We start from the raw sequence: 17,886 nt of genomic DNA on the forward strand, positions 1-17,886 counted from the left end.
GTAAGTTCACCTCCAGAGGTAAGTGCTTTGTTTACGCTAACTCTGCAGTCCGACGTTATCCAACACCCGATTCGCCGCGATCTCCGCCACCATGATGCTATTGGAAATACCCAACAGCGCATAACGCGACTCACCGTCCAGATGATCCACCAACTGGTGAACCATCACATCAACCGAGGCCAGTGTCTCGACCAGATAAACCGCCAGGGTTTCAGTCGTGGCCTCAGGGTCCACGGAAAACAGGGTGCTGCGCGTTCGCGGGGTGGCTTTGATGTCGGCATTCGACGGGAAGTGGAAGTCGAGCGCTCGCTCGGCGGCTTCGTTGAGTTTTTTGGAATCGGTGGATTCGTAGGGGGAAACGTCGTCCGTTTCGGGTGGGTTTGGCGTTGGTTTGAACATAGATGGAACTCCTAACAAGATAAAAGGAGCCATCACCCTCGCTACCAAACGAGTGGGTGGCGGCCATGCTCAGGTTGGTAGACCGGGCGTTAGGAAACCGGCGCGCCCGAAAGCGCCCTGCGCATGACCACCATAAAAATCCAGAGAACAGAAACTCTGCAAAAGGTGGTGCTGTGCACCTAACAATAATCCCGGGCTACCAAACCCCATCGCTGTTTTTCAGCGACAAGGAAACGATACCGCCCGGGCTCAAGGCGCACTAGCCGGCGGATTCTGGCGCAGTCGTAGGCAGCGGCGCAAGAACATGTAGCCTCAGTGAGTATCTGGAAATGTCTTTTAAACATCGCCCTTAAACACCCGCCAGATTTCCTGCTTTGGCATCCAGCTCAATCACCAACCCACCCGGCATCTGCACGAAAATCTGCCAGATCCCGTCTTCCGGCACCTGCGCCACCTGATACGGCAAACCGCTGGCCTGCACCCGTCGCAACACCGTGGCAGCCTCCTCATCGGTGCGAAAGGCAATGTGGCTCAACGCCGTCTCATCGAACGTCGGCTGTTCGATCACATGCACCAGCGCCTGCGCATCCTGATACAACCAGCGTCCGGGGAACGGGAATGGCGGGCGGCGTCCCGGCGCCAATCCCAACAACGAACCGAAGGCCTCCTGCAACGGTTGCCCGTCGGGGGTGTTGAAGGCCAGATGATCAAAGTGCCAACTCATAGCAACCCTCCTCCGTCGACGTCGATGACGGTGCCGCTGATAAAGTCGTTTTCCATGGCCAGAATAAACGCTGCCGCCAGATCTTGCGGGGTGCCGACCCGGCCCACCGGCAATGCCGCGGCGGTACGGGCAAACATCGCGGCGCGTTGCGTTTCGTCCATGCCGGCGTAAGCCTCGGTGTCGGTCACGCCGGGGCTTATGACGTTGACCCGGCGCGGTGCCAGTTCCTTGGCCAGTTGCTTGCCCAAGGCCTCCAGCGCCGCATTCAAGGTGGTTTTGATGAACTGCCCGGCGACGAATTTGCGTGACAACAGACCCGAGGTCAGCGTGATGCTGCCACGTGCGCTCAGGTATGGCAGTGCGACCTGAATCGTCCGCAGCGTGCCCCAGAATTTGACATCGAAGGCCTGTTGGGCGTGCTGCAAATCGCTGTCGACCAGCGGTTTGGCACTCACAGCCGGACCGGCCGTGATCACCAGATGATCGAAAAAGCCGATACGCTCGAACAGCTGTCGCAACGACGCTTCATCAGTGACGTCCGCCGCTTCGTGTCGGATGTTTGCATCAAGGTCAGCCGCTGGCTGGCGGCGACTCACCGCGACCACACGGGCCTCACGCTCGGCTGCGGCCCGGGCGACGGCTGCGCCTATTCCGCTGCTGCCACCGATCACCACTACAGTCTGATTGAGCAAGGAAGCGTTGAGTTGTGTCATGAGCCGATCTCCGGTCGAGTTAGGGAGATTCAATCTTCTCCGGTTGCCAATCGAAGAAAAATCCCGGTAAATCAGAAGGATCTTTAAAGGATTTTTACCAATGAGCTCGATTCTCGATCTGGAGATCTTCGTTCGCACCGCCGACTCCGGCAGCATTTCCGCCGCCGCCCGCGCCCTGGAACTGACCCCGGCGGCGGCCAGCATCGCCCTCAAACGCCTGGAAACTCGCCTCGGCATCCGCTTGCTGGCCCGTTCCACACGAAGCATGCGCCTGACCGAAGAAGGCCGGCGTTATCTGGAAAGTGTGCGACTGGCGCTCGCCGCGCTGGCCGAAGGTGAGCAGGCGCTCAAGCAACAAACCCAAGGCTTGAGCGGCGTGCTGCAACTGGCCGCGCCGTCGGACTTCGGGCGCAACGTGCTGTTGCCGTGGCTTGACGACTTCAAACGCGAGCATCCGCACATTCAATTTCAGCTACTGCTCAACGATCGCCATGCCGATCTGTTCCGCGAGACAGTCGATGTGGCTCTGCGCTTCGGTGTGCCGAGTGACTCGACGTTGGTGGCGCTGCCGATTCTGCCGCAGCATCGCCGCGTGGCCTGCGCCAGCCCCGAGTATCTGGCCCGGTGCGGCGTGCCGTTAACCCCGGCGGAACTGAGCGAACACAGCGCCCTGCTCTACCTGCGCGATGGCCGGCCCTACAACCAGTGGCGTTTCAGCCGTGGCGATGAAGTGATGGAGGTTCAGGTGCACGGCGACTACCTCAGCGACGACGGCGAAGTTGCCCGCCGCTGGGCCTTGGCCGGGCATGGCATCGCCTATAAGGCTTGGCTCGACGTCGCCGCCGATGTGCGGGCCGGGCGCCTGGTGACGCTGTTCGATGACTGGCAAGGCGAAAGCGTGCCGTTCAATTTGCTGTGCCCGCATCGGGTACAGGTGTCGGAACGGGTCAAAGTGCTGCAAGCGTTTTTGCAGGAGCGTTGTGAGGCACTGCGTCGATAATTCAGATTGCTCCGCGCTGCGGTTCTTGGTATTTGATTGAGGCTTTCTCACCGGTAAAAGGATTTCGTCATGAGCTATCGCACGCTGGGTCATTCGGGTTTACAGGTGTCGACCCTCACATTGGGCACCATGATGTTCGGCGAACAGACCAGCACCGAAGATTCCCTGCGGATCATCGGCAAGGCCTGGGACCAGGGCATCAACTTCATCGACACCGCGGACGTGTACACCAATGGCCGCTCCGAAGAGATCGTCGGCGAAGCGATCGCCAGCCACCGCCACGAATGGGTGCTCGCCACCAAGGTCGGCTTCGGCCCGGTGGACGGTGTGCCGAACCGCAGCGGTTTGAGCCGCAAGCACCTGTTCAATGGCATCGACGCCAGCCTGACGCGGTTGGGCACCGATTATCTGGACATCTATTACCTGCACCGCGAAGACCACAACACGCCGCTGGAAGTTACGGTGTCGGCCATCGGCGATCTGATTCGTCAAGGCAAGATCCGCTACTGGGGCCTGTCGAACTACCGTGGCTGGCGTATCGCCGAAGTAATTCGTTTGGCCGACAAACTCGGCGTCGACAGGCCGGTGATCAGCCAGCCGCTGTACAACATCGTCAACCGTCAGGCGGAAGCCGAGCAGATCACCGCCGCGCAAAACTATGGCCTCGGCGTGGTGCCTTACAGTCCGCTGGCGCGCGGTGTGCTCAGCGGCAAGTACGCGCCGGATGTGACACCGGACGCCAACAGCCGCGCCGGTCGCCAGGACAAACGCATCCTGGAAACCGAATGGCGGGTTGAGTCTTTGCGCATTGCCCAGCAGATCCAGCAATACACCCGGGACCGTGGCGTGGGCATCGTCGAGTTCGCCATCGCCTGGGTGCTGAACAACAGCGCCGTCACCTCGGCCATCGTCGGCCCGCGCACCGAAGAACAGTGGGACGGGTACACCAAGGCCCAGGCGGTGAAAATCACGGCGGAAGATGAAGCCTTTATCGATTCGCTGGTGACACCGGGGCATGCGTCGACGCCGGGGTTCAATGATGTGAGCCATTTTGTGCCGGGACGCAAACCGCGTTCGGCTTGAGGTTTATCGCGGGCAGGCTCGCTCTCACAGGTTCTGTGTCGATCTGCTGACTATGCTTCGACGAAGTTACTTGTGGGAGCAGGCTTGCCTGCAACATCCATCGCGATGTTGAAAATATCGATCACCCGGCCAATATTCAGCACAAAAACCACGTATCCTGCGCGCCCCGTTTGACCTTCAACCCGCGAGGACAGTTTGTCTAAAGGTATCGCTCTATCGGTCACAGCCTCGATGCTGTTTGCCGTCATGTATTACTACACCTCACTGCTCTCCCCCTTGAGTGGCGTGGAGATTTTCGGTTGGCGGATGTTGCTGACCGCGCCATGCATGACCGTGTTCATGGTGGTGTCCGGCGAATGGAAACGCGTGGTCGAGATTCTTCGGCGGCTGGCCGCCAAGCCGAAGTTGCTCATCGCCCTGATCGGCTCGGCAGTGCTGCTGGGCCTGCAACTCTGGTTGTTCATGTGGGCGCCACTCAACGGCTATAGCCTTGACGTGTCGCTGGGGTATTTCCTGTTGCCGCTGTCCATGGTCCTGACCGGGCGAATCGTCTATGGCGAGCGCCTTTCCTACCTGCAGAAAATAGCCGTGTTCTTCGCCAGCCTCGGCGTGCTCAACGAGTTGTATCAGGTCGGCGGTTTTTCCTGGGCGACGTTGCTGGTGGTGATCGGCTATCCGATCTATTTCATCCTGCGCAAACGCTTGGCCACGGACAACCTTGGCGGGCTCTGGCTGGACATGGCGTTGATGCTGCCAGTGGCGTTCTGGTTCGTGCAGGGCGGTGAACAAGGGTTTGGCGTGTTCGATCAACATCCGTGGCTGTCGCTGTTGATTCCGCTGCTCGGGGTGATCAGCGCTTCGGCGCTGGTGGTCTACATCATTGCCAGCCGGCTGCTGCCGTTCAGCCTGTTCGGGTTGTTGAGTTACGTCGAGCCCGTGCTGTTGCTGGGCGTTGCGTTGCTGTTGGGGGAAAGCATCAAGGCCGGCGAATGGCTGACTTATATTCCGATCTGGCTGGCGGTGATGGTATTGGTGTTTGAAGGGTTCAAGCATCTGGTCCGGCAACGACGCCGGCCAATGTAATTGCATGATTCAAAAAAAAGCCCGGCCAGCATTGCTGCTGACCGGGCTTTTTCACATCAGGAACGGCTTAATCGGTAGAGAGCACACCGCGACGAACCTGGTCACGCTCGATGGATTCGAACAGTGCCTTGAAGTTGCCTTCGCCGAAACCATCGTCGCCTTTACGCTGGATGAACTCGAAGAACACCGGCCCCATCAGGGTTTCCGAGAAAATCTGCAGCAGCAGACGCTTGTCGCCAGGCTCGGACGAACCGTCCAGCAAGATGCCCCGTGCTTGCAGTTGATCAACCGGCTCGCCGTGGTTCGGCAAACGGCCTTCGAGCATTTCGTAGTAGGTGTCCGGCGGCGGCGTCATGAAGCGCATGCCGATTTTCTTAAGACGGTCCCAAGTATCGATCAGGTTATCGGTGAGGAACGCCACGTGCTGGATGCCCTCGCCGTTGAACTGCATCAGGAACTCTTCGATCTGCCCGGCGCCCTTGGACGACTCTTCGTTCAGCGGGATGCGGATCATGCCGTCCGGCGCGGTCATCGCCTTGGATGTCAGGCCGGTGTATTCGCCTTTGATGTCGAAGTAACGGATTTCGCGGAAGTTGAACAGCTTCTCGTAGAAGTTGGCCCAGTAGGCCATGCGACCGCGATACACGTTGTGGGTCAGGTGGTCGATGATCTTCAGACCGGCGCCGACCGGGTTGCGGTCAACGCCTTCTATGAACACGAAGTCGATGTCGTAGATCGAGCTGCCTTCACCGAAACGGTCGATCAGGTACAACGGCGCGCCGCCGATGCCTTTGATCGCCGGCAGGTGCAGTTCCATCGGGCCGGTTTCGATGTGGATCGGCTGGGCGCCGAGTTCCAGGGCACGCTTGTAGGCCTTTTGCGAATCCTTGACCCGGAACGCCATGCCGCACACCGACGGGCCGTGCTCGGCCGCGAAGTACGAGGCCACGCTGTGGGGTTCGTTGTTGAGGATCAGGTTGATCGAGCCCTGGCGATACAGGTGCACGTCTTTGGAACGGTGGGTCGCGACCTTGGTGAAGCCCATGATCTCGAAGATCGGCTCCAGGGTGTTCGGGGTCGGCGATGCGAATTCGATGAACTCAAAGCCCATCAGGCCCATTGGGTTTTCGTATAAATCTGCCATTTTGGCGCCTCATCATGCTTTTAGAATTAACGGATCGTTAGTTGCTAGCAATGCTGAGACCGGCGGGTGGCGCGCAGGAGATGCCCCTCACGCTGCGGGCGAGGAAGTCACCGTAGATCAATTGAAACCCGAATATCTTCATTGTCGACCCAAGGCTCTTGCGGGCGAGGCTTCTGCTGCCAGAAGACGATTATTATTGTATGCGTAACCGGATTCTACACAGCGTAAATCAGTTTGTCCGCCTTCTTATACAATCCCCTTTTTCGTGGCCTGCGCAAGCGGTTTGTTGCACAGGAAAATCCCCGCCAGGATCAGCCCGCCGCCCAGGCACATCACCAGTGTCAGCTGTTCGCCCAGCAACAACGCGCCAAGAAGAACAGCCGTCAACGGGTTCAAGGCGATGAACACGCCCGAGCGCGTCGCGCCGATTTTGCGGATGCCGTCGTAATAACCAATGTAGGCCAATGCCGAACCCAGCACGCCCAGGTACATCAGGCTCAACCATTGTTGTGCGCCGAGCCCGGTGAGCGCCGCGACACTCAACTCGCCCCGCACGGCGCTGGTCACCCAGAGCATCAGCGTGCCGAGCAAAATCGAGTACGTCACCGTCTGCACCGGCCCCAGTGTTTGATTCAGGCCTTTGGAGAACAGCGAATAAATGCCCCAGCCGAGCACGCAGCCGAAGATCAACAAATCGCCAATCCAGGCATCGGCGTTGCCGGCCAGTAACTGCGGATTGCGGCTGACAATCACCAGGCTGGCGCCGGCAATGCAGATCGCGATACCGGCCACTTTCGCCCGACTCAGCCGCTCCTTGAACAGCAGCCACGAAGCCAGGCCGATCACGGCCGGGTTCAACGCCACGATCAAAGACGCCCGTGACGCGTTGATGTAATGCAGCCCGTAAAAGAAGCACAGGTTGTAGAAGAAAATCCCGAAGAATCCCAACAGCGCCAATTGCAACCATTGCCTGGGGCTGGGGCGCACCAAGGGCACCCGTGCCAGCAGCAGAAACAACAGCAACGCCACGCTCGCCAACAGGAACCGCAGACTCGCAGCGAATAACGGACTGAGGCTGTCGGCCAGAAACCGCCCGGCGACGAACGTCCCACCCCAGATCATGGTGACCGCCGCCAGTTTCAGATAAACCGGCACATCCGAAGGGTTCGCAAGGGTCTGTTCACACGTAGTCATAAGTCTCCACCGCCAGAAATCGGGCATGTGGCGTATCATTCGACTAATGATCGATCATCGTAAAATGAGTAAAAGCTCATGACCCTCACTCAACTCGAGATTTTCTCGCTGGTGGCCGAACTGCGCGGCTTCACGGCGGCCGCCCATCGTTTGGAGATTTCCCAGTCTGCGGTCTCCCACGCACTCAAGTCGCTGGAACAGGAATTGGGCGTCGAACTGCTGCGTCGGCATCAGTCCCAGGTCGAGCTCAGTGATATCGGCCAGCAGCTATTACTGCGCGCTCGGGCAATGCTCGGGCTGGCCAACACTTTGCGTCAGGAGGCGGCCGATTCACGCGGGATGAAAACCGGCACTCTGCGTATAGGCTCGTTCGGCCCGACCTCATCGATCAAGCTGTTGCCCAGGATCTTGCAGCACTACCGCGCCTCGCATCCGGGCATCGAGGTTCATATCGATGAAGGGCCGGATCGCCAGGTGATCCAGTGGCTGGAAGAACGGCGTATCGATATTGGTTTCGTGGTGTTACCCCAGGAACGTTTTGACACGATTGCACTGATCGAAGACCAGATGGTCGCGCTGCTGCCTGCCGATCATGCACTGGCCGGTCGCGACAGCGTGAGTTTGAGCGACTTGTGCCACGACCCTTTTGTGCTGACCGAGGCTGGGTCTTCGGAGCTGGTGTCGCGCCTGTTCAATACGGCGCGATTGACGCCGAACATTCGGTATCGCTGCTCGCAGTTGCTCAGCACGCTGGACACGGTAGGTCGTGGCGATGCCCTGACCGTCGTCGCCGAAGGCTCACTGCCCGATGGCAACGACAGCCGCTACGTGAAAAAGCCACTGTCACCCCCCATCAGCCGCCAGGTTGGTCTGGCGGTGCTCGATCAGCGTCAGTCATCCCCCGCGACGCTGGCCTTTATTAAACTGGCCTCAAGATTGATTAAAGGTTGACCGGCATAAGGGCCGATAGCCAACTATCATGGCTGAACTCTTTTGGGAGGCATGTCGACCTGCCAACCTTTGAGAGCCCTCTTTTATCGCGATGGATTTGCGAATGCCACTGAACGTCAAAAGTCGCCGCAAGCGTGGTACCCGGATCACTGTGACTGTTTTGAGCGGATTGCTCCCGATGTTGCTGGGAGTCGCCATTCTCTATCTGCAGGCTGAACGTACCCTCAAGCAGAGTACTGAACTGACTGGCGAAGAATCCATTCGCCAATTCGAACTGATGCTCGACAACACCGCCCAAGCCGCGCAAGAACTACTGCCGCTGGCTGGCAAAAACTGCAATGACGTCAAACTGGCCTTGCGCGAACAAGTTACGCGCCGGCCCTTCGTGCGCTCGACCAACCTGGTGTGGGACGACAACCTCTATTGCAGTTCGTTGTTCGGTGAATATCAGGAAAAGGTCAATCCCGGCGACTACACCCAAGGCCAGTTATGGCTCATGAACGGCAACCCCGTCACGCCCAATACCGCGCTGTTGGTGTATCGGCTCAGCGAAGGAAATAAAGGGGCATTGACCACGCTGAACGGTTATCACCTGAGCAACGAATTGCGCCTGATCGGCCGCAAGACATTACTGTTGCTACAAGTCGGTCCCAACTGGTTGTCTGCCGACGGCAAAGTTCACGAGGACGCCCCACCCGTCTTGCCGGTAGCACAAAGTACGCTAACGTCCTCGCGATATGCCTTTACGGTGGCCGCAGGTTTCCCCGAAGGAGAAACCTGGCGTTACATGCGTAGTGAATACCCGCCACTGTTCAGTCTGTTGATGTTCTTCGGCATGGTGTCAGGTTCGATCGGGCATGTGCTGCAGAAGCGCTCGATGTCGCCCAGCCGTGAAATGCAGCGGGCGCTGGAGGCAGCAGAATTCATTCCTTACTTTCAGCCCGTGGTGCATGGCGACAATAAGCGGTGGTCCGGCACCGAAGTATTGATGCACTGGAAACATCCCAGGGAAGGCCTGGTGCGTCCGGATCTGTTCATCCCGTTTGCCGAACATTCCGGTCTGATCGTGCCGATGACCCGCTCGCTGATGCAACAGACCGCCACATTGCTGGCGCCCTTGTCGGCATCGTTCGACGGGCCGTTCCACATTGGCATCAACATCACCGCCAGTCATTGCCGGGACCTGGAACTGGTCGAAGACTGCCGTGAATTCCTCAGCGCTTTTGCACCGGGCAGTGTCCACCTGGTGCTGGAGTTGACCGAGCGCGAACTGGTCGAACCGACAGTCATCACTCTGCAGTTGTTCGAACAGCTTCGCGCGCTGGGCGTGATGATCGCCATCGACGACTTCGGCACCGGCCATTCAAGCCTCGGTTACTTGCGTCAGTTCAATGTGGACTTCCTGAAAATCGACCAGAGCTTTGTTGCCATGATCGGTGTCGACGCCCTCTCCCGGCACATTCTGGACAGCATCATCGAACTCTCGGCCAAACTCGATCTGGGTATCGTCGCCGAAGGTGTGGAAACCGAGGAGCAAAGTGACTATCTGACCGCCCATGGCGTGAACTTTCTGCAAGGTTATCTGTTCGGTCGGCCGATGCCCGGAGCAGAATTCATTAGTGCATTAAGTGATCATTAACTAGTCACGTTAAGCGCCGAGAGCATGATGATGCGCACCAAATTGAATCAAACGACTACTCTTGTTACATGAAGAAAAAGTCAGGATTTACTCTTGGCCATTTAACTACTACAATTTTTCATACCTGTGCAAAATCGGCAGGCGTGTCATTATCACCGAGTCGCTTCAAGGCTCTTGGCTTATAGCTTTGTTTGCGGTTGGTTTCAGCCAAACACACTATTGGAGTAAAGATATTGTCCAGACTCGCTGAATTCCGTGCAGCTGAAAAGGCCCTTCAAGAACAGCTCAAGCAGTTGGAATCGCTGAAAAACGATGCCGGGCTCAAGAAAGAAATCGAATTCGAAGAAAAGCTCCAGGGGCTGATGAAAACCTACGGCAAGAGCCTGCGCGACATCATCGCCATTCTCGACCCGCACCCGGCGAAATCCGGCCTGCAGCAGGCAACAGCGCCTAAAACCCGCCGCGCTCGCGTGGTCAAGGTTTATCAGAACCCGCACACCGGTGAACTGATTGAAACCAAGGGCGGTAACCACCGCGGCCTGAAAGCCTGGAAGGAACAATACGGTGCAGCCACCGTTGACTCCTGGCTGCGTGCCTAAGCGCTCACGGTAATAAAAAAGCCCTGCCAATGCAGGGCTTTTTCATGGATGCCGTCTAAAATGCGACGATAGTCGCCGGTCAATTCGCTATAGCCTGACTAACTTTGTGCTTAATCCGTTTGGCTATCTAAAAATCCGGGCCATGCTCAAAAACGCGGGTACAGAAACCTTAAACTAAAGTTTCAAGCTGTTTCGAGCTGCCTCTATGTCGCCCTGACTTGCCTTATAAACCTCAGCCTGCCCCGCGTAGGAAAGAACATAGGCTTTATCGCCGTCGACTGCGGCGACCAATGTTTGAGACAACACATGTCGACCGTTCTGGGTAATGGTGCAGGTAGTTTCCAGCGCCGATAACCGGCTCAAGGCAGTCGGATGAATTTTGTTGCAGACGCTCTGATAGCCGCCCTGAAAAAAGTCCTTCTGCACGGACTTGCGCATTTCCAGTAACACACCTTCCAGATTCACCTGATGACCGCTTTCCACTTGAGTCATGGTCAACTCCATCACCATTACCGGTGTCCCGTCCTGGTCGTTTTTTACCGCGCGCTGACGGGAAACCTGAGGCTTGGCCTCGTCTTGCGGAACGGTCTCGACAGTCCATCCATTGGGCCAGGTCACGACCGGAGCTTCTGCATCAGCACGGGTAACACCTGAAAGCAGACACATCAGGACGAACATCAATTGACAGGGTCGGATCATTGTAATGAACACTCACGGATTGAGCCGCGAAGTCTGAGCTTCACCCGCCCGGCAGGCAAGCCTGCGGTTTTGGTTTGGCGATGCCAGGACCCTTGCGTATCATTGTGAGCATTCTTGGAATTTCCGGAGGGCCCATGAGCCTGCATGAACTCAATACATTTCCTGGTGTGACCGCCCAACCTGACACCGCCACCCAGAAGTTCGTCTTCAACCACACTATGCTACGGGTCAAGGACATCACCCGGTCGCTGGATTTCTACACCCGCGTCCTGGGTTTCTCGCTGGTGGAAAAGCGTGATTTCCCGGAAGCCGAGTTCAGCCTGTACTTCCTGGCGCTGGTCGATAAAAACCAGATCCCGGCCGATGCCGCTGCCCGCACCGAGTGGATGAAATCGATCCCCGGCATTCTCGAACTGACCCACAACCACGGCACCGAGAACGACGCGGATTTCGCCTACCACAACGGCAACACCGACCCGCGCGGCTTCGGCCATATCTGCATCTCGGTGCCAGACATCCGTGCCGCGTGCGAACGTTTTGAAGCCCTGGGTTGCGATTTCCAGAAACGCCTGAACGACGGTCGCATGAAGAGCCTGGCGTTCATCAAGGACCCGGATGGTTACTGGGTCGAGATCATTCAGCCGGCACCGCTGTAAATCAAAATCAAAAGATCCACCCACAAAAAACCCCATGATCGCTCATGGGGTTTTGTGTTTTCAGCTTCGGCGTTTATGCCGGCGCCGAGGTACGGATCAAGTGATCGAATGCGCTCAGGGAAGCCTTGGCGCCTTCGCCTACTGCAATCACGATCTGCTTGTACGGCACGGTGGTCACGTCGCCGGCCGCGAACACGCCGGGGATCGACGTCTCACCACGGGCATCGACAATGATCTCGCCACGCGGCGACAGCTCGATGGTGCCTTTGAGCCAATCGGTATTAGGCAACAGACCGATCTGCACGAAGATCCCTTCCAGCTCGACAGTACGTAGCTCGTCCGACTGACGATCCTTGTAGCGCAGGCCGTTGACCTTCTGGCCGTCGCCGGTCACTTCAGTGGTTTGCGCACTGGTGATTACGGTGACGTTCGGCAGGCTGTGCAACTTGCGCTGCAACACCGCATCGGCACGCAGTTGTACGTCGAACTCCAGCAGCGTTACGTGGGACACGATCCCCGCCAGGTCGATGGCTGCTTCGACGCCGGAGTTACCGCCACCGATCACCGCCACACGCTTGCCTTTGAACAGCGGACCGTCACAGTGCGGGCAGTACGCCACGCCCTTGTTGCGGTATTGCTGCTCACCCGGAACGTTCATTTCACGCCAGCGCGCGCCGGTGGCGAGGATCACGGTCTTGGCTTTCAAGGACGCGCCGCTGGCGAAATGGATTTCGTGCAGTTCACCGTTTTTGCCCGGCACCAGCTTGTCGGCGCGTTGCAGGTTCATGATGTCCACGTCGTACTGTTTGACGTGTTCTTCCAGCGCCACGGCCAGTTTCGGCCCTTCGGTTTCCTGCACGGAGATGAAGTTCTCGATGGCCATGGTGTCGAGCACCTGGCCACCAAAACGTTCAGCCGCCACGCCGGTGCGAATGCCTTTACGAGCAGCGTAAATTGCCGCTGAAGCACCGGCCGGGCCACCGCCGACGACCAGTACGTCGAAGGCTTGCTTGGCGCTGATCTTCTCGGCCTGACGCTCGATACCGCTGGTGTCGATCTTGGCGAGGATTTCTTCCAGGCCCATGCGACCCTGGCCGAAGTTCACGCCGTTCAGGTAAACGCTTGGCACGGCCATGATCTGGCGCTCGTCAACTTCGGCCTGAAACAGCGCGCCGTCGATGGCGACGTGGCGGATGTTCGGGTTCAGCACGGCCATCAGGTTCAGCGCCTGAACCACATCCGGGCAGTTCTGGCAGGACAGCGAGAAGTAAGTCTCGAAATTGAACTCGCCTTTGAGCGAGCGGATCTGCTCGATCACTTCGGCGCTGGCTTTCGATGGGTGGCCGCCGACTTGCAGCAGGGCCAACACCAGGGATGTGAATTCGTGGCCCATCGGGATGCCGGCGAAACGCAGGCTGATATCGGCTCCCGGGCGATTGATCGAGAACGATGGTTTACGCGCATCGTTACCGTTGTCGAGCAAAGTAATCTGGGTGGAAAGACTGGCAACGTCTTTGAGTAACGCGAGCATTTCCTGGGATTTCGCACCGTCGTCGAGGGAGGCAACGATCTCGATCGGCTGAGTGACCCGTTCCAGGTACGATTTCAACTGGGCTTTAAGATTGGCGTCCAACATACGGGCGATTTCCATGTATTTGATAAAAAGAAGTCGAAAAAAAACGCCCGAGCGAATCTCGCCCGGGCGTTTTATGGGGCGGTGCAGCTTACTTAGTAGGTGCGGAGCTCCGCCCTGATGAAGCGCGTCACAGACTTAGATCTTGCCGACCAGGTCCAGGGACGGAGCCAAAGTGGCTTCGCCTTCTTTCCACTTGGCTGGGCACACTTCGCCCGGGTGAGCAGCGACGTATTGAGCTGCCTTGATTTTGCGCAGCAGCTCGGAAGCGTCACGGCCTACACCGCCATCGTTGAGTTCAACGATTTTGATCTGGCCTTCAGGGTTGATCACGAAAGTGCCACGGTCAGCCAGGCCAGCTTCTTCGATCAGCACGTCGAAGTTGCGAGAGATGACATGAGTCGGGTCGCCGATCATGGTGTACTGGATTTTGCCGATGGCTGGCGAAGTGTTGTGCCAGGCAGCGTGGGCAAAGTGGGTATCGGTGGAAACGCTGTAGATCTCGACGCCCAGTTTTTGGAACTCGGCGTAGTTGTCAGCCAGGTCTTCCAGTTCGGTCGGGCAAACAAAGGTGAAGTCAGCTGGGTAGAAGAAAACGACAGACCACTTGCCTTTCAGGTCAGCGTCCGACACGTGTACGAAGTCGCCGTTTTTGAAGGCGTTAGCTTTGAACGGTTTAACTTGGCTGTTGATGATAGGCATCGGTGACTCTCCGTCAGGGGTTAAGAAGTTGATGTGGTGAATCCTACCCACCCGATCGCCGGTTGGCTCATTGGCAAACCTGATGCTGCTGATTTGTTTTCGCTATTAGCCGAGCGTATTGATAGAAGAAAACGTGATCTACAGCGCCAACGGCTTTTCAGCGATTCGGGTCATCCCGAGAAACGGGCTGGCTTCAACATAGCGCATGGCTGACTTCACATCCTTCCAGCCCACGTAATTCATCAACGACTTCAAATCCCAACCGCTCTGATGGGCCCAGGTGGCGAAGCCACGACGCAGGGAGTGACTGGTGTAGTGCTCGGCCGCAATGCCGGCTCGCTCCAGTGCCTGGCGCAACAACGGGATCACGCTATTGGCGTGCAAGCCCTCCTCGCTCAAATGGCCCCAGCGATCGATCCCACGAAACACGGGGCCACGGACCAACGCGGCTTCGGTAATCCATTCGATGTAGGCCTGCACCGGGCACAGGCGCTGCAAGGCGGGTGTCTGGTAAGTCTGCCCGAGGTTCTCGCGATCGCCCTTGCTGCGTGGCAAGTAGAGGGTAATGCCTGAACCGGCGCTGGCTTGTACATGCTCGATCTGCACGCGGCACAACTCATCGCTACGAAAACCACGCCAGAAGCCCAGCAAGATCAGTGCGGTGTCGCGCTTGGCTCTCAGCAATCCCGCTCGATCGCCCTGCGCCCTAGCGGATTGCGCTTCCTGCTCCAGCCAGGCGATCACTTGCTCCAGATGCTGCAACTGCAACGGCTCAGCCTGTTTTTCCTGGGCCGGGTGCAATGCGCGAATGCCTTTGAACACCTTGCGCACCACCGGGGCCTTGGTTGGATCGGCGAACCCCTGGCTGTTGTGCCACTGGGCTAGCGCGGACAAGCGCAACTTCAAGGTATTGATCGACAGCACGCCCGCATGTGCAACCAGGTATCGCGCAACGCTATCGCTGGTCGCCGGCAGGAACCCACCCCAACTGACTTCGAAGTGCTCGATGGCCGCGCGATAGCTGCGACGGGTGTTGTCACGGGTAGCGGCTTGCAGGTAGCGATCCAGATCGGTCATGGGCTCAGTGCTCGAAAACGTACCGCGTTGGCGATTGAAAACCCGGTCTACAGCTGATCACACGGGGTAATACCAGTATATCCCGCATCAGCTATTACAAGTTTTTAACTTTATTCATGGCATGGTACATTGCGCATATTAGTGGTACGTACCACAGTATCAAATCGTAGGAGAACACATGGCACGTGGCGGCGTAAACAAGGCACTGGTGCAAGCGGCACGCTCGGCAATCCTCGCCCGGGGCGAGCATCCGAGCATCGACGCAGTGCGGATCGAAATGGGCAATACCGGCTCGAAAACCACGATCCATCGCTATCTGAAAGAGCTCGACGACGGCGCCGAACCCGCACCAGCACCTTCCGAACCGATCGATGATGAGCTGACGGCCCTGGTGGCGCGGCTGGCGCAACGCCTGAAAGAGCAGGCGCAAGAACCCATCGACCAGGCACGCGCGCAGTTCGAACAACAACGAAAAGAGCTGGAAACCCAGCTGCACGAGGCCCGCGAGGCCAATACCGAATTGCAGCAGCAATACGAAATTCAAAGCCTGGCACTGACCCAGGAATCGGCTGAACTGCACGACACTCGCTCGATGCTGCAAACCGAGCAAACCCGCAACGCCGGGCTGAACCAGGCACTGGCCGATTTCGAATTACGCTTGCAGGACAAGGACGAGCAGATCCGCTCACTGGAAGAAAAACACCTGCACGCCCGCGAAGCACTGGAGCACTACCGCAACGCCGTCAAAGATCAGCGCGAGCAGGAACAGCGACGCCACGAAGGCCAGGTGCAGCAGATTCAGATGGAGTTGCGTCAGGCCCAGCAAAGCGCTCTGGTACGCCAGGATGAAATCACCCAACTGCATCGCGACAACGAGCGTCTGCTGACCGAAAACCGGGGCACGCTGCGGGAGTTGAGCCTGTTGCAGGAGCAACTCAAGCACACCAACAGCCGACAGGATCAGTTACTGGAACAGGTCACCCGCATCGACAGCGAACGCACCCTCCTCCAGGAACGCTTGCGCATTGCCTTGCTGGAAAGCCAGTCGCTCAAGCAGAACATTGACGAGCAGTCGCACATCAACAAAGCGCTGGAAGTTGAACTGATCAAGTTGCAGGCAAGCCTGGATGAAAGCGCGCGCCTGGCCGCTGTCGTTGCGACAGCGCCAGACGCATCAGCGCCACAGAAGAACGATTAACCCGCGACCGGCGTGCGCATGGTGACGAACTCTTCGGCGGCCGTCGGATGCACGCCGATGGTTTCGTCGAAGTCGCGCTTGGTCGCGCCCGCCTTGAGGGCAATCGCCAGCCCTTGCACGATCTCGCCGGCGTCCGGGCCGACCATGTGGCAACCCAGGACCTTGTCGGTCTTGGCGTCCACCACCAGTTTCATCAAGGTACGCTCCTGGCATTCGGTCAGGGTCAGCTTCATCGGCCGGAAACGGCTTTCGAAGATCACCACATCGTGCCCGGCCTCTCGCGCTTCTTCTTCGGTGAGGCCGACAGTGCCGATGTTCGGCAAGCTGAACACGGCGGTCGGGATCATCTTGTAATCCACCGGGCGATATTGCTCAGGTTTGAACAAACGCCGCGCCACGGCCATGCCTTCGGCCAGAGCAACCGGCGTGAGTTGTACCCGACCAATCACATCACCGAGGGCCAGGATTGACGGTTCAGCGGTTTGATACTGTTCATCCACCTCGACAAAACCTTTCTTGTCGAGTTTGACCCCAGTGTTTTCCAGCCCCAAGTTGTCGAGCATCGGACGCCGACCGGTGGCGTAGAACACGCAATCCGCCTCCAGCTCACGACCATCCTTGAGCGTCGCCTTCAGGCTGCCATCGGCCTGTTTGTCGATACGCTCGATGTCGGCATTGAATTGCAGGTCCATGCCGCGCTTGGTCAGCTCTTCCTGCAAATGTTTGCGCACTGCGCCGTCGAAGCCACGCAGGAACAGATCACCGCGATACAGCAGCGTGGTCTCGGCGCCCAGCCCGTGGAAAATCCCGGCAAACTCCACTGCAATGTAACCACCACCGACCACCAGAACACGCTTGGGCAGCTCTTTAAGGAAGAACGCCTGGTTGGAGCTGATCGCATGCTCGCGCCCCGGAATCTCCGGGATCTGCGGCCAGCCACCGGTGGCAATCAAGATGTTTTTGGCGGTGTAACGCTCGCCATTGATCTCAACCTGGTGCGGATCGACGATTTTCGCGTGACCTTCATGCAAGGTCACACCGCTATTGACCAGAAGATTGCGATAAATGCCGTTCAGGCGATTGATCTCGCGATCCTTGTTGGCGATCAGCGTCGCCCAGTCGAATTTTGCGTCGCCCGGGGTCCAGCCAAAACCTTGCGATTGCTCGAAGTCTTCGGCGAAGTGCGCGCCGTATACCAGCAGCTTTTTCGGCACACAGCCGACGTTCACGCACGTACCGCCCAGATAACGGCTCTCGGCCACGGCGACTTTCGCACCAAAACCGGCCGCGAACCGCGCAGCCCGCACACCGCCAGAACCGGCACCAATCACATATAGGTCAAAATCGTAGGCCATTACTATCTCCTCGGCAGGACACCAGCATACCTGCGGG

At 58.0% G+C, this 17,886-nt stretch carries 19 protein-coding genes; 8 read left to right on the top strand and 11 right to left on the bottom strand.

Annotation, left to right across the window (positions count from 1 at the left end; all coding sequences use genetic code 11):
- Positions 1-36: 36 nt before the first annotated feature.
- The 3 genes from JUI81_RS26555 to JUI81_RS26565 form a co-directional block, all read right to left on the bottom strand.
- Entirely contained in the window at positions 37-399 is a 363-nt protein-coding gene (locus JUI81_RS26555) for a DUF6124 family protein (protein WP_204125346.1), read from the bottom strand.
- 349 nt (positions 400-748) lie between these two features.
- Positions 749-1,123 carry a hypothetical protein gene (locus JUI81_RS26560; RefSeq protein WP_019578802.1) on the bottom strand — a complete coding sequence of 125 codons (375 nt, stop codon included), beginning with the start codon at positions 1,121-1,123 and terminating at the stop codon, positions 749-751.
- Positions 1,120-1,836, bottom strand: coding sequence for an SDR family oxidoreductase (locus tag JUI81_RS26565; protein ID WP_204125347.1), 717 nt, complete (start codon positions 1,834-1,836; stop codon positions 1,120-1,122). The genes JUI81_RS26560 and JUI81_RS26565 overlap by 4 nt, the downstream gene beginning before the upstream one ends.
- Positions 1,837-1,936: 100 nt before the next feature.
- Between JUI81_RS26565 and JUI81_RS26570 the strand changes: the two genes are divergently transcribed.
- Both JUI81_RS26570 and JUI81_RS26575 read left to right on the top strand, forming a co-directional pair.
- Positions 1,937-2,836 (top strand): LysR family transcriptional regulator, encoded by a 900-nt coding sequence (locus tag JUI81_RS26570; RefSeq protein ID WP_028940661.1) that lies wholly within the window; start codon positions 1,937-1,939, stop codon positions 2,834-2,836.
- 69 nt (positions 2,837-2,905) lie between these two features.
- Positions 2,906-3,919 carry an aldo/keto reductase gene (locus JUI81_RS26575; protein ID WP_028940662.1) on the top strand — a complete coding sequence of 338 codons (1,014 nt, stop codon included), beginning with the start codon at positions 2,906-2,908 and terminating at the stop codon, positions 3,917-3,919.
- A 50-nt stretch (positions 3,920-3,969) separates the two neighbouring features.
- Here the strand turns inward: JUI81_RS26575 and JUI81_RS26580 are convergent, their stop codons facing one another.
- Positions 3,970-4,167 carry a hypothetical protein gene (locus tag JUI81_RS26580; RefSeq protein ID WP_172901162.1) on the bottom strand — a complete coding sequence of 66 codons (198 nt, stop codon included), beginning with the start codon at positions 4,165-4,167 and terminating at the stop codon, positions 3,970-3,972.
- Here JUI81_RS26580 and rarD point away from each other — a divergent pair.
- Entirely contained in the window at positions 4,115-5,002 is an 888-nt protein-coding gene (gene rarD / locus JUI81_RS26585) for an EamA family transporter RarD (protein WP_204125348.1), read from the top strand. The two genes, JUI81_RS26580 and rarD, sit on opposite strands and share 53 nt — an antisense overlap.
- 67 nt (positions 5,003-5,069) lie before the next feature.
- Here rarD and hppD read toward each other — a convergent pair whose 3' ends face one another.
- Together hppD and JUI81_RS26595 are read right to left on the bottom strand one after the other, a co-directional pair.
- Entirely contained in the window at positions 5,070-6,146 is a 1,077-nt protein-coding gene (gene hppD / locus JUI81_RS26590) for a 4-hydroxyphenylpyruvate dioxygenase (protein WP_007935668.1), read from the bottom strand.
- 246 nt (positions 6,147-6,392) lie between these two features.
- Complete coding sequence (locus JUI81_RS26595; RefSeq protein ID WP_204125349.1) at positions 6,393-7,340, bottom strand: DMT family transporter; 948 nt, start codon at positions 7,338-7,340, stop codon at positions 6,393-6,395.
- 78 nt (positions 7,341-7,418) lie between these two features.
- On the opposite strand from JUI81_RS26595, the gene JUI81_RS26600 reads away from it, so the two are divergent.
- The 3 genes from JUI81_RS26600 to JUI81_RS26610 all read left to right on the top strand — a co-directional run bounded on the left by JUI81_RS26600 (position 7,419) and on the right by JUI81_RS26610 (position 10,529).
- On the top strand, positions 7,419-8,291 hold the full coding sequence (locus JUI81_RS26600) for a LysR family transcriptional regulator (RefSeq protein ID WP_028940665.1): 873 nt from the start codon (positions 7,419-7,421) through the stop codon (positions 8,289-8,291).
- A 103-nt stretch (positions 8,292-8,394) separates the two neighbouring features.
- On the top strand, positions 8,395-9,930 hold the full coding sequence (locus tag JUI81_RS26605; RefSeq protein WP_204125350.1) for an EAL domain-containing protein: 1,536 nt from the start codon (positions 8,395-8,397) through the stop codon (positions 9,928-9,930).
- 233 nt (positions 9,931-10,163) lie between these two features.
- Positions 10,164-10,529 (top strand): histone-like nucleoid-structuring protein, MvaT/MvaU family, encoded by a 366-nt coding sequence (locus JUI81_RS26610; RefSeq protein WP_007935661.1) that lies wholly within the window; start codon positions 10,164-10,166, stop codon positions 10,527-10,529.
- Positions 10,530-10,703: 174 nt separating this feature from the next.
- Here the strand turns inward: JUI81_RS26610 and JUI81_RS26615 are convergent, their stop codons facing one another.
- Positions 10,704-11,228 carry a DUF4946 domain-containing protein gene (locus JUI81_RS26615; RefSeq protein ID WP_026286641.1) on the bottom strand — a complete coding sequence of 175 codons (525 nt, stop codon included), beginning with the start codon at positions 11,226-11,228 and terminating at the stop codon, positions 10,704-10,706.
- A gap of 134 nt (positions 11,229-11,362) precedes the next feature.
- On the opposite strand from JUI81_RS26615, the gene gloA reads away from it, so the two are divergent.
- The gene (gene gloA / locus JUI81_RS26620) at positions 11,363-11,884 is read left to right on the top strand and encodes a lactoylglutathione lyase (protein WP_007935657.1); all 522 of its coding nucleotides are present in this window, start codon (positions 11,363-11,365) and stop codon (positions 11,882-11,884) included.
- A gap of 73 nt (positions 11,885-11,957) precedes the next feature.
- Here gloA and ahpF read toward each other — a convergent pair whose 3' ends face one another.
- From ahpF to JUI81_RS26635, 3 genes are all read right to left on the bottom strand, one after another.
- Positions 11,958-13,520 (bottom strand): alkyl hydroperoxide reductase subunit F, encoded by a 1,563-nt coding sequence (gene ahpF, locus JUI81_RS26625; RefSeq protein ID WP_019578794.1) that lies wholly within the window; start codon positions 13,518-13,520, stop codon positions 11,958-11,960.
- Positions 13,521-13,655: 135 nt separating this feature from the next.
- Entirely contained in the window at positions 13,656-14,219 is a 564-nt protein-coding gene (ahpC, locus tag JUI81_RS26630) for an alkyl hydroperoxide reductase subunit C (RefSeq protein WP_007935654.1), read from the bottom strand.
- Between the two features lie 138 nt (positions 14,220-14,357).
- Positions 14,358-15,296, bottom strand: a complete 939-nt coding sequence (locus JUI81_RS26635) for a site-specific integrase (RefSeq protein WP_018929072.1) — start codon at positions 15,294-15,296, stop codon at positions 14,358-14,360.
- A gap of 178 nt (positions 15,297-15,474) precedes the next feature.
- Here JUI81_RS26635 and JUI81_RS26640 point away from each other — a divergent pair, with 178 nt between their 5' ends.
- A complete protein-coding gene (locus JUI81_RS26640) occupies positions 15,475-16,494 on the top strand; it encodes a DNA-binding protein (protein WP_204125351.1) in 1,020 nt (339 codons plus the stop codon).
- Here JUI81_RS26640 and gorA read toward each other — a convergent pair.
- Positions 16,491-17,849 (bottom strand): glutathione-disulfide reductase, encoded by a 1,359-nt coding sequence (gene gorA / locus JUI81_RS26645; RefSeq protein ID WP_204125352.1) that lies wholly within the window; start codon positions 17,847-17,849, stop codon positions 16,491-16,493. The genes JUI81_RS26640 and gorA overlap by 4 nt on opposite strands.
- Positions 17,850-17,886 lie beyond the last annotated feature (37 nt).

Origin of the sequence: Pseudomonas sp. 008 (genome assembly GCF_016861935.1) — a bacterium.
GTDB lineage: Bacteria > Pseudomonadota > Gammaproteobacteria > Pseudomonadales > Pseudomonadaceae > Aquipseudomonas.

Bases quoted from the DNA above. Each gene is read 5' to 3' on its own strand.
- JUI81_RS26555 (WP_204125346.1), bottom strand. From the start codon at position 399: ATGTTCAAACCAACGCCAAACCCACCCGAAACGGACGACGTTTCCCCC.
- JUI81_RS26560 (WP_019578802.1), bottom strand. From the start codon at position 1,123: ATGAGTTGGCACTTTGATCATCTGGCCTTCAACACCCCCGACGGGCAA.
- JUI81_RS26565 (WP_204125347.1), bottom strand. From the start codon at position 1,836: ATGACACAACTCAACGCTTCCTTGCTCAATCAGACTGTAGTGGTGATC.
- JUI81_RS26570 (WP_028940661.1), top strand. From the start codon at position 1,937: ATGAGCTCGATTCTCGATCTGGAGATCTTCGTTCGCACCGCCGACTCC.
- JUI81_RS26575 (WP_028940662.1), top strand. From the start codon at position 2,906: ATGAGCTATCGCACGCTGGGTCATTCGGGTTTACAGGTGTCGACCCTC.
- JUI81_RS26580 (WP_172901162.1), bottom strand. From the start codon at position 4,167: ATGACGGCAAACAGCATCGAGGCTGTGACCGATAGAGCGATACCTTTA.
- hppD (WP_007935668.1), bottom strand. From the start codon at position 6,146: ATGGCAGATTTATACGAAAACCCAATGGGCCTGATGGGCTTTGAGTTC.
- JUI81_RS26595 (WP_204125349.1), bottom strand. From the start codon at position 7,340: ATGACTACGTGTGAACAGACCCTTGCGAACCCTTCGGATGTGCCGGTT.
- JUI81_RS26600 (WP_028940665.1), top strand. From the start codon at position 7,419: ATGACCCTCACTCAACTCGAGATTTTCTCGCTGGTGGCCGAACTGCGC.
- JUI81_RS26605 (WP_204125350.1), top strand. From the start codon at position 8,395: ATGCCACTGAACGTCAAAAGTCGCCGCAAGCGTGGTACCCGGATCACT.
- JUI81_RS26615 (WP_026286641.1), bottom strand. From the start codon at position 11,228: ATGATCCGACCCTGTCAATTGATGTTCGTCCTGATGTGTCTGCTTTCA.
- gloA (WP_007935657.1), top strand. From the start codon at position 11,363: ATGAGCCTGCATGAACTCAATACATTTCCTGGTGTGACCGCCCAACCT.
- ahpF (WP_019578794.1), bottom strand. From the start codon at position 13,520: ATGTTGGACGCCAATCTTAAAGCCCAGTTGAAATCGTACCTGGAACGG.
- ahpC (WP_007935654.1), bottom strand. From the start codon at position 14,219: ATGCCTATCATCAACAGCCAAGTTAAACCGTTCAAAGCTAACGCCTTC.
- JUI81_RS26635 (WP_018929072.1), bottom strand. From the start codon at position 15,296: ATGACCGATCTGGATCGCTACCTGCAAGCCGCTACCCGTGACAACACC.
- JUI81_RS26640 (WP_204125351.1), top strand. From the start codon at position 15,475: ATGGCACGTGGCGGCGTAAACAAGGCACTGGTGCAAGCGGCACGCTCG.
- gorA (WP_204125352.1), bottom strand. From the start codon at position 17,849: ATGGCCTACGATTTTGACCTATATGTGATTGGTGCCGGTTCTGGCGGT.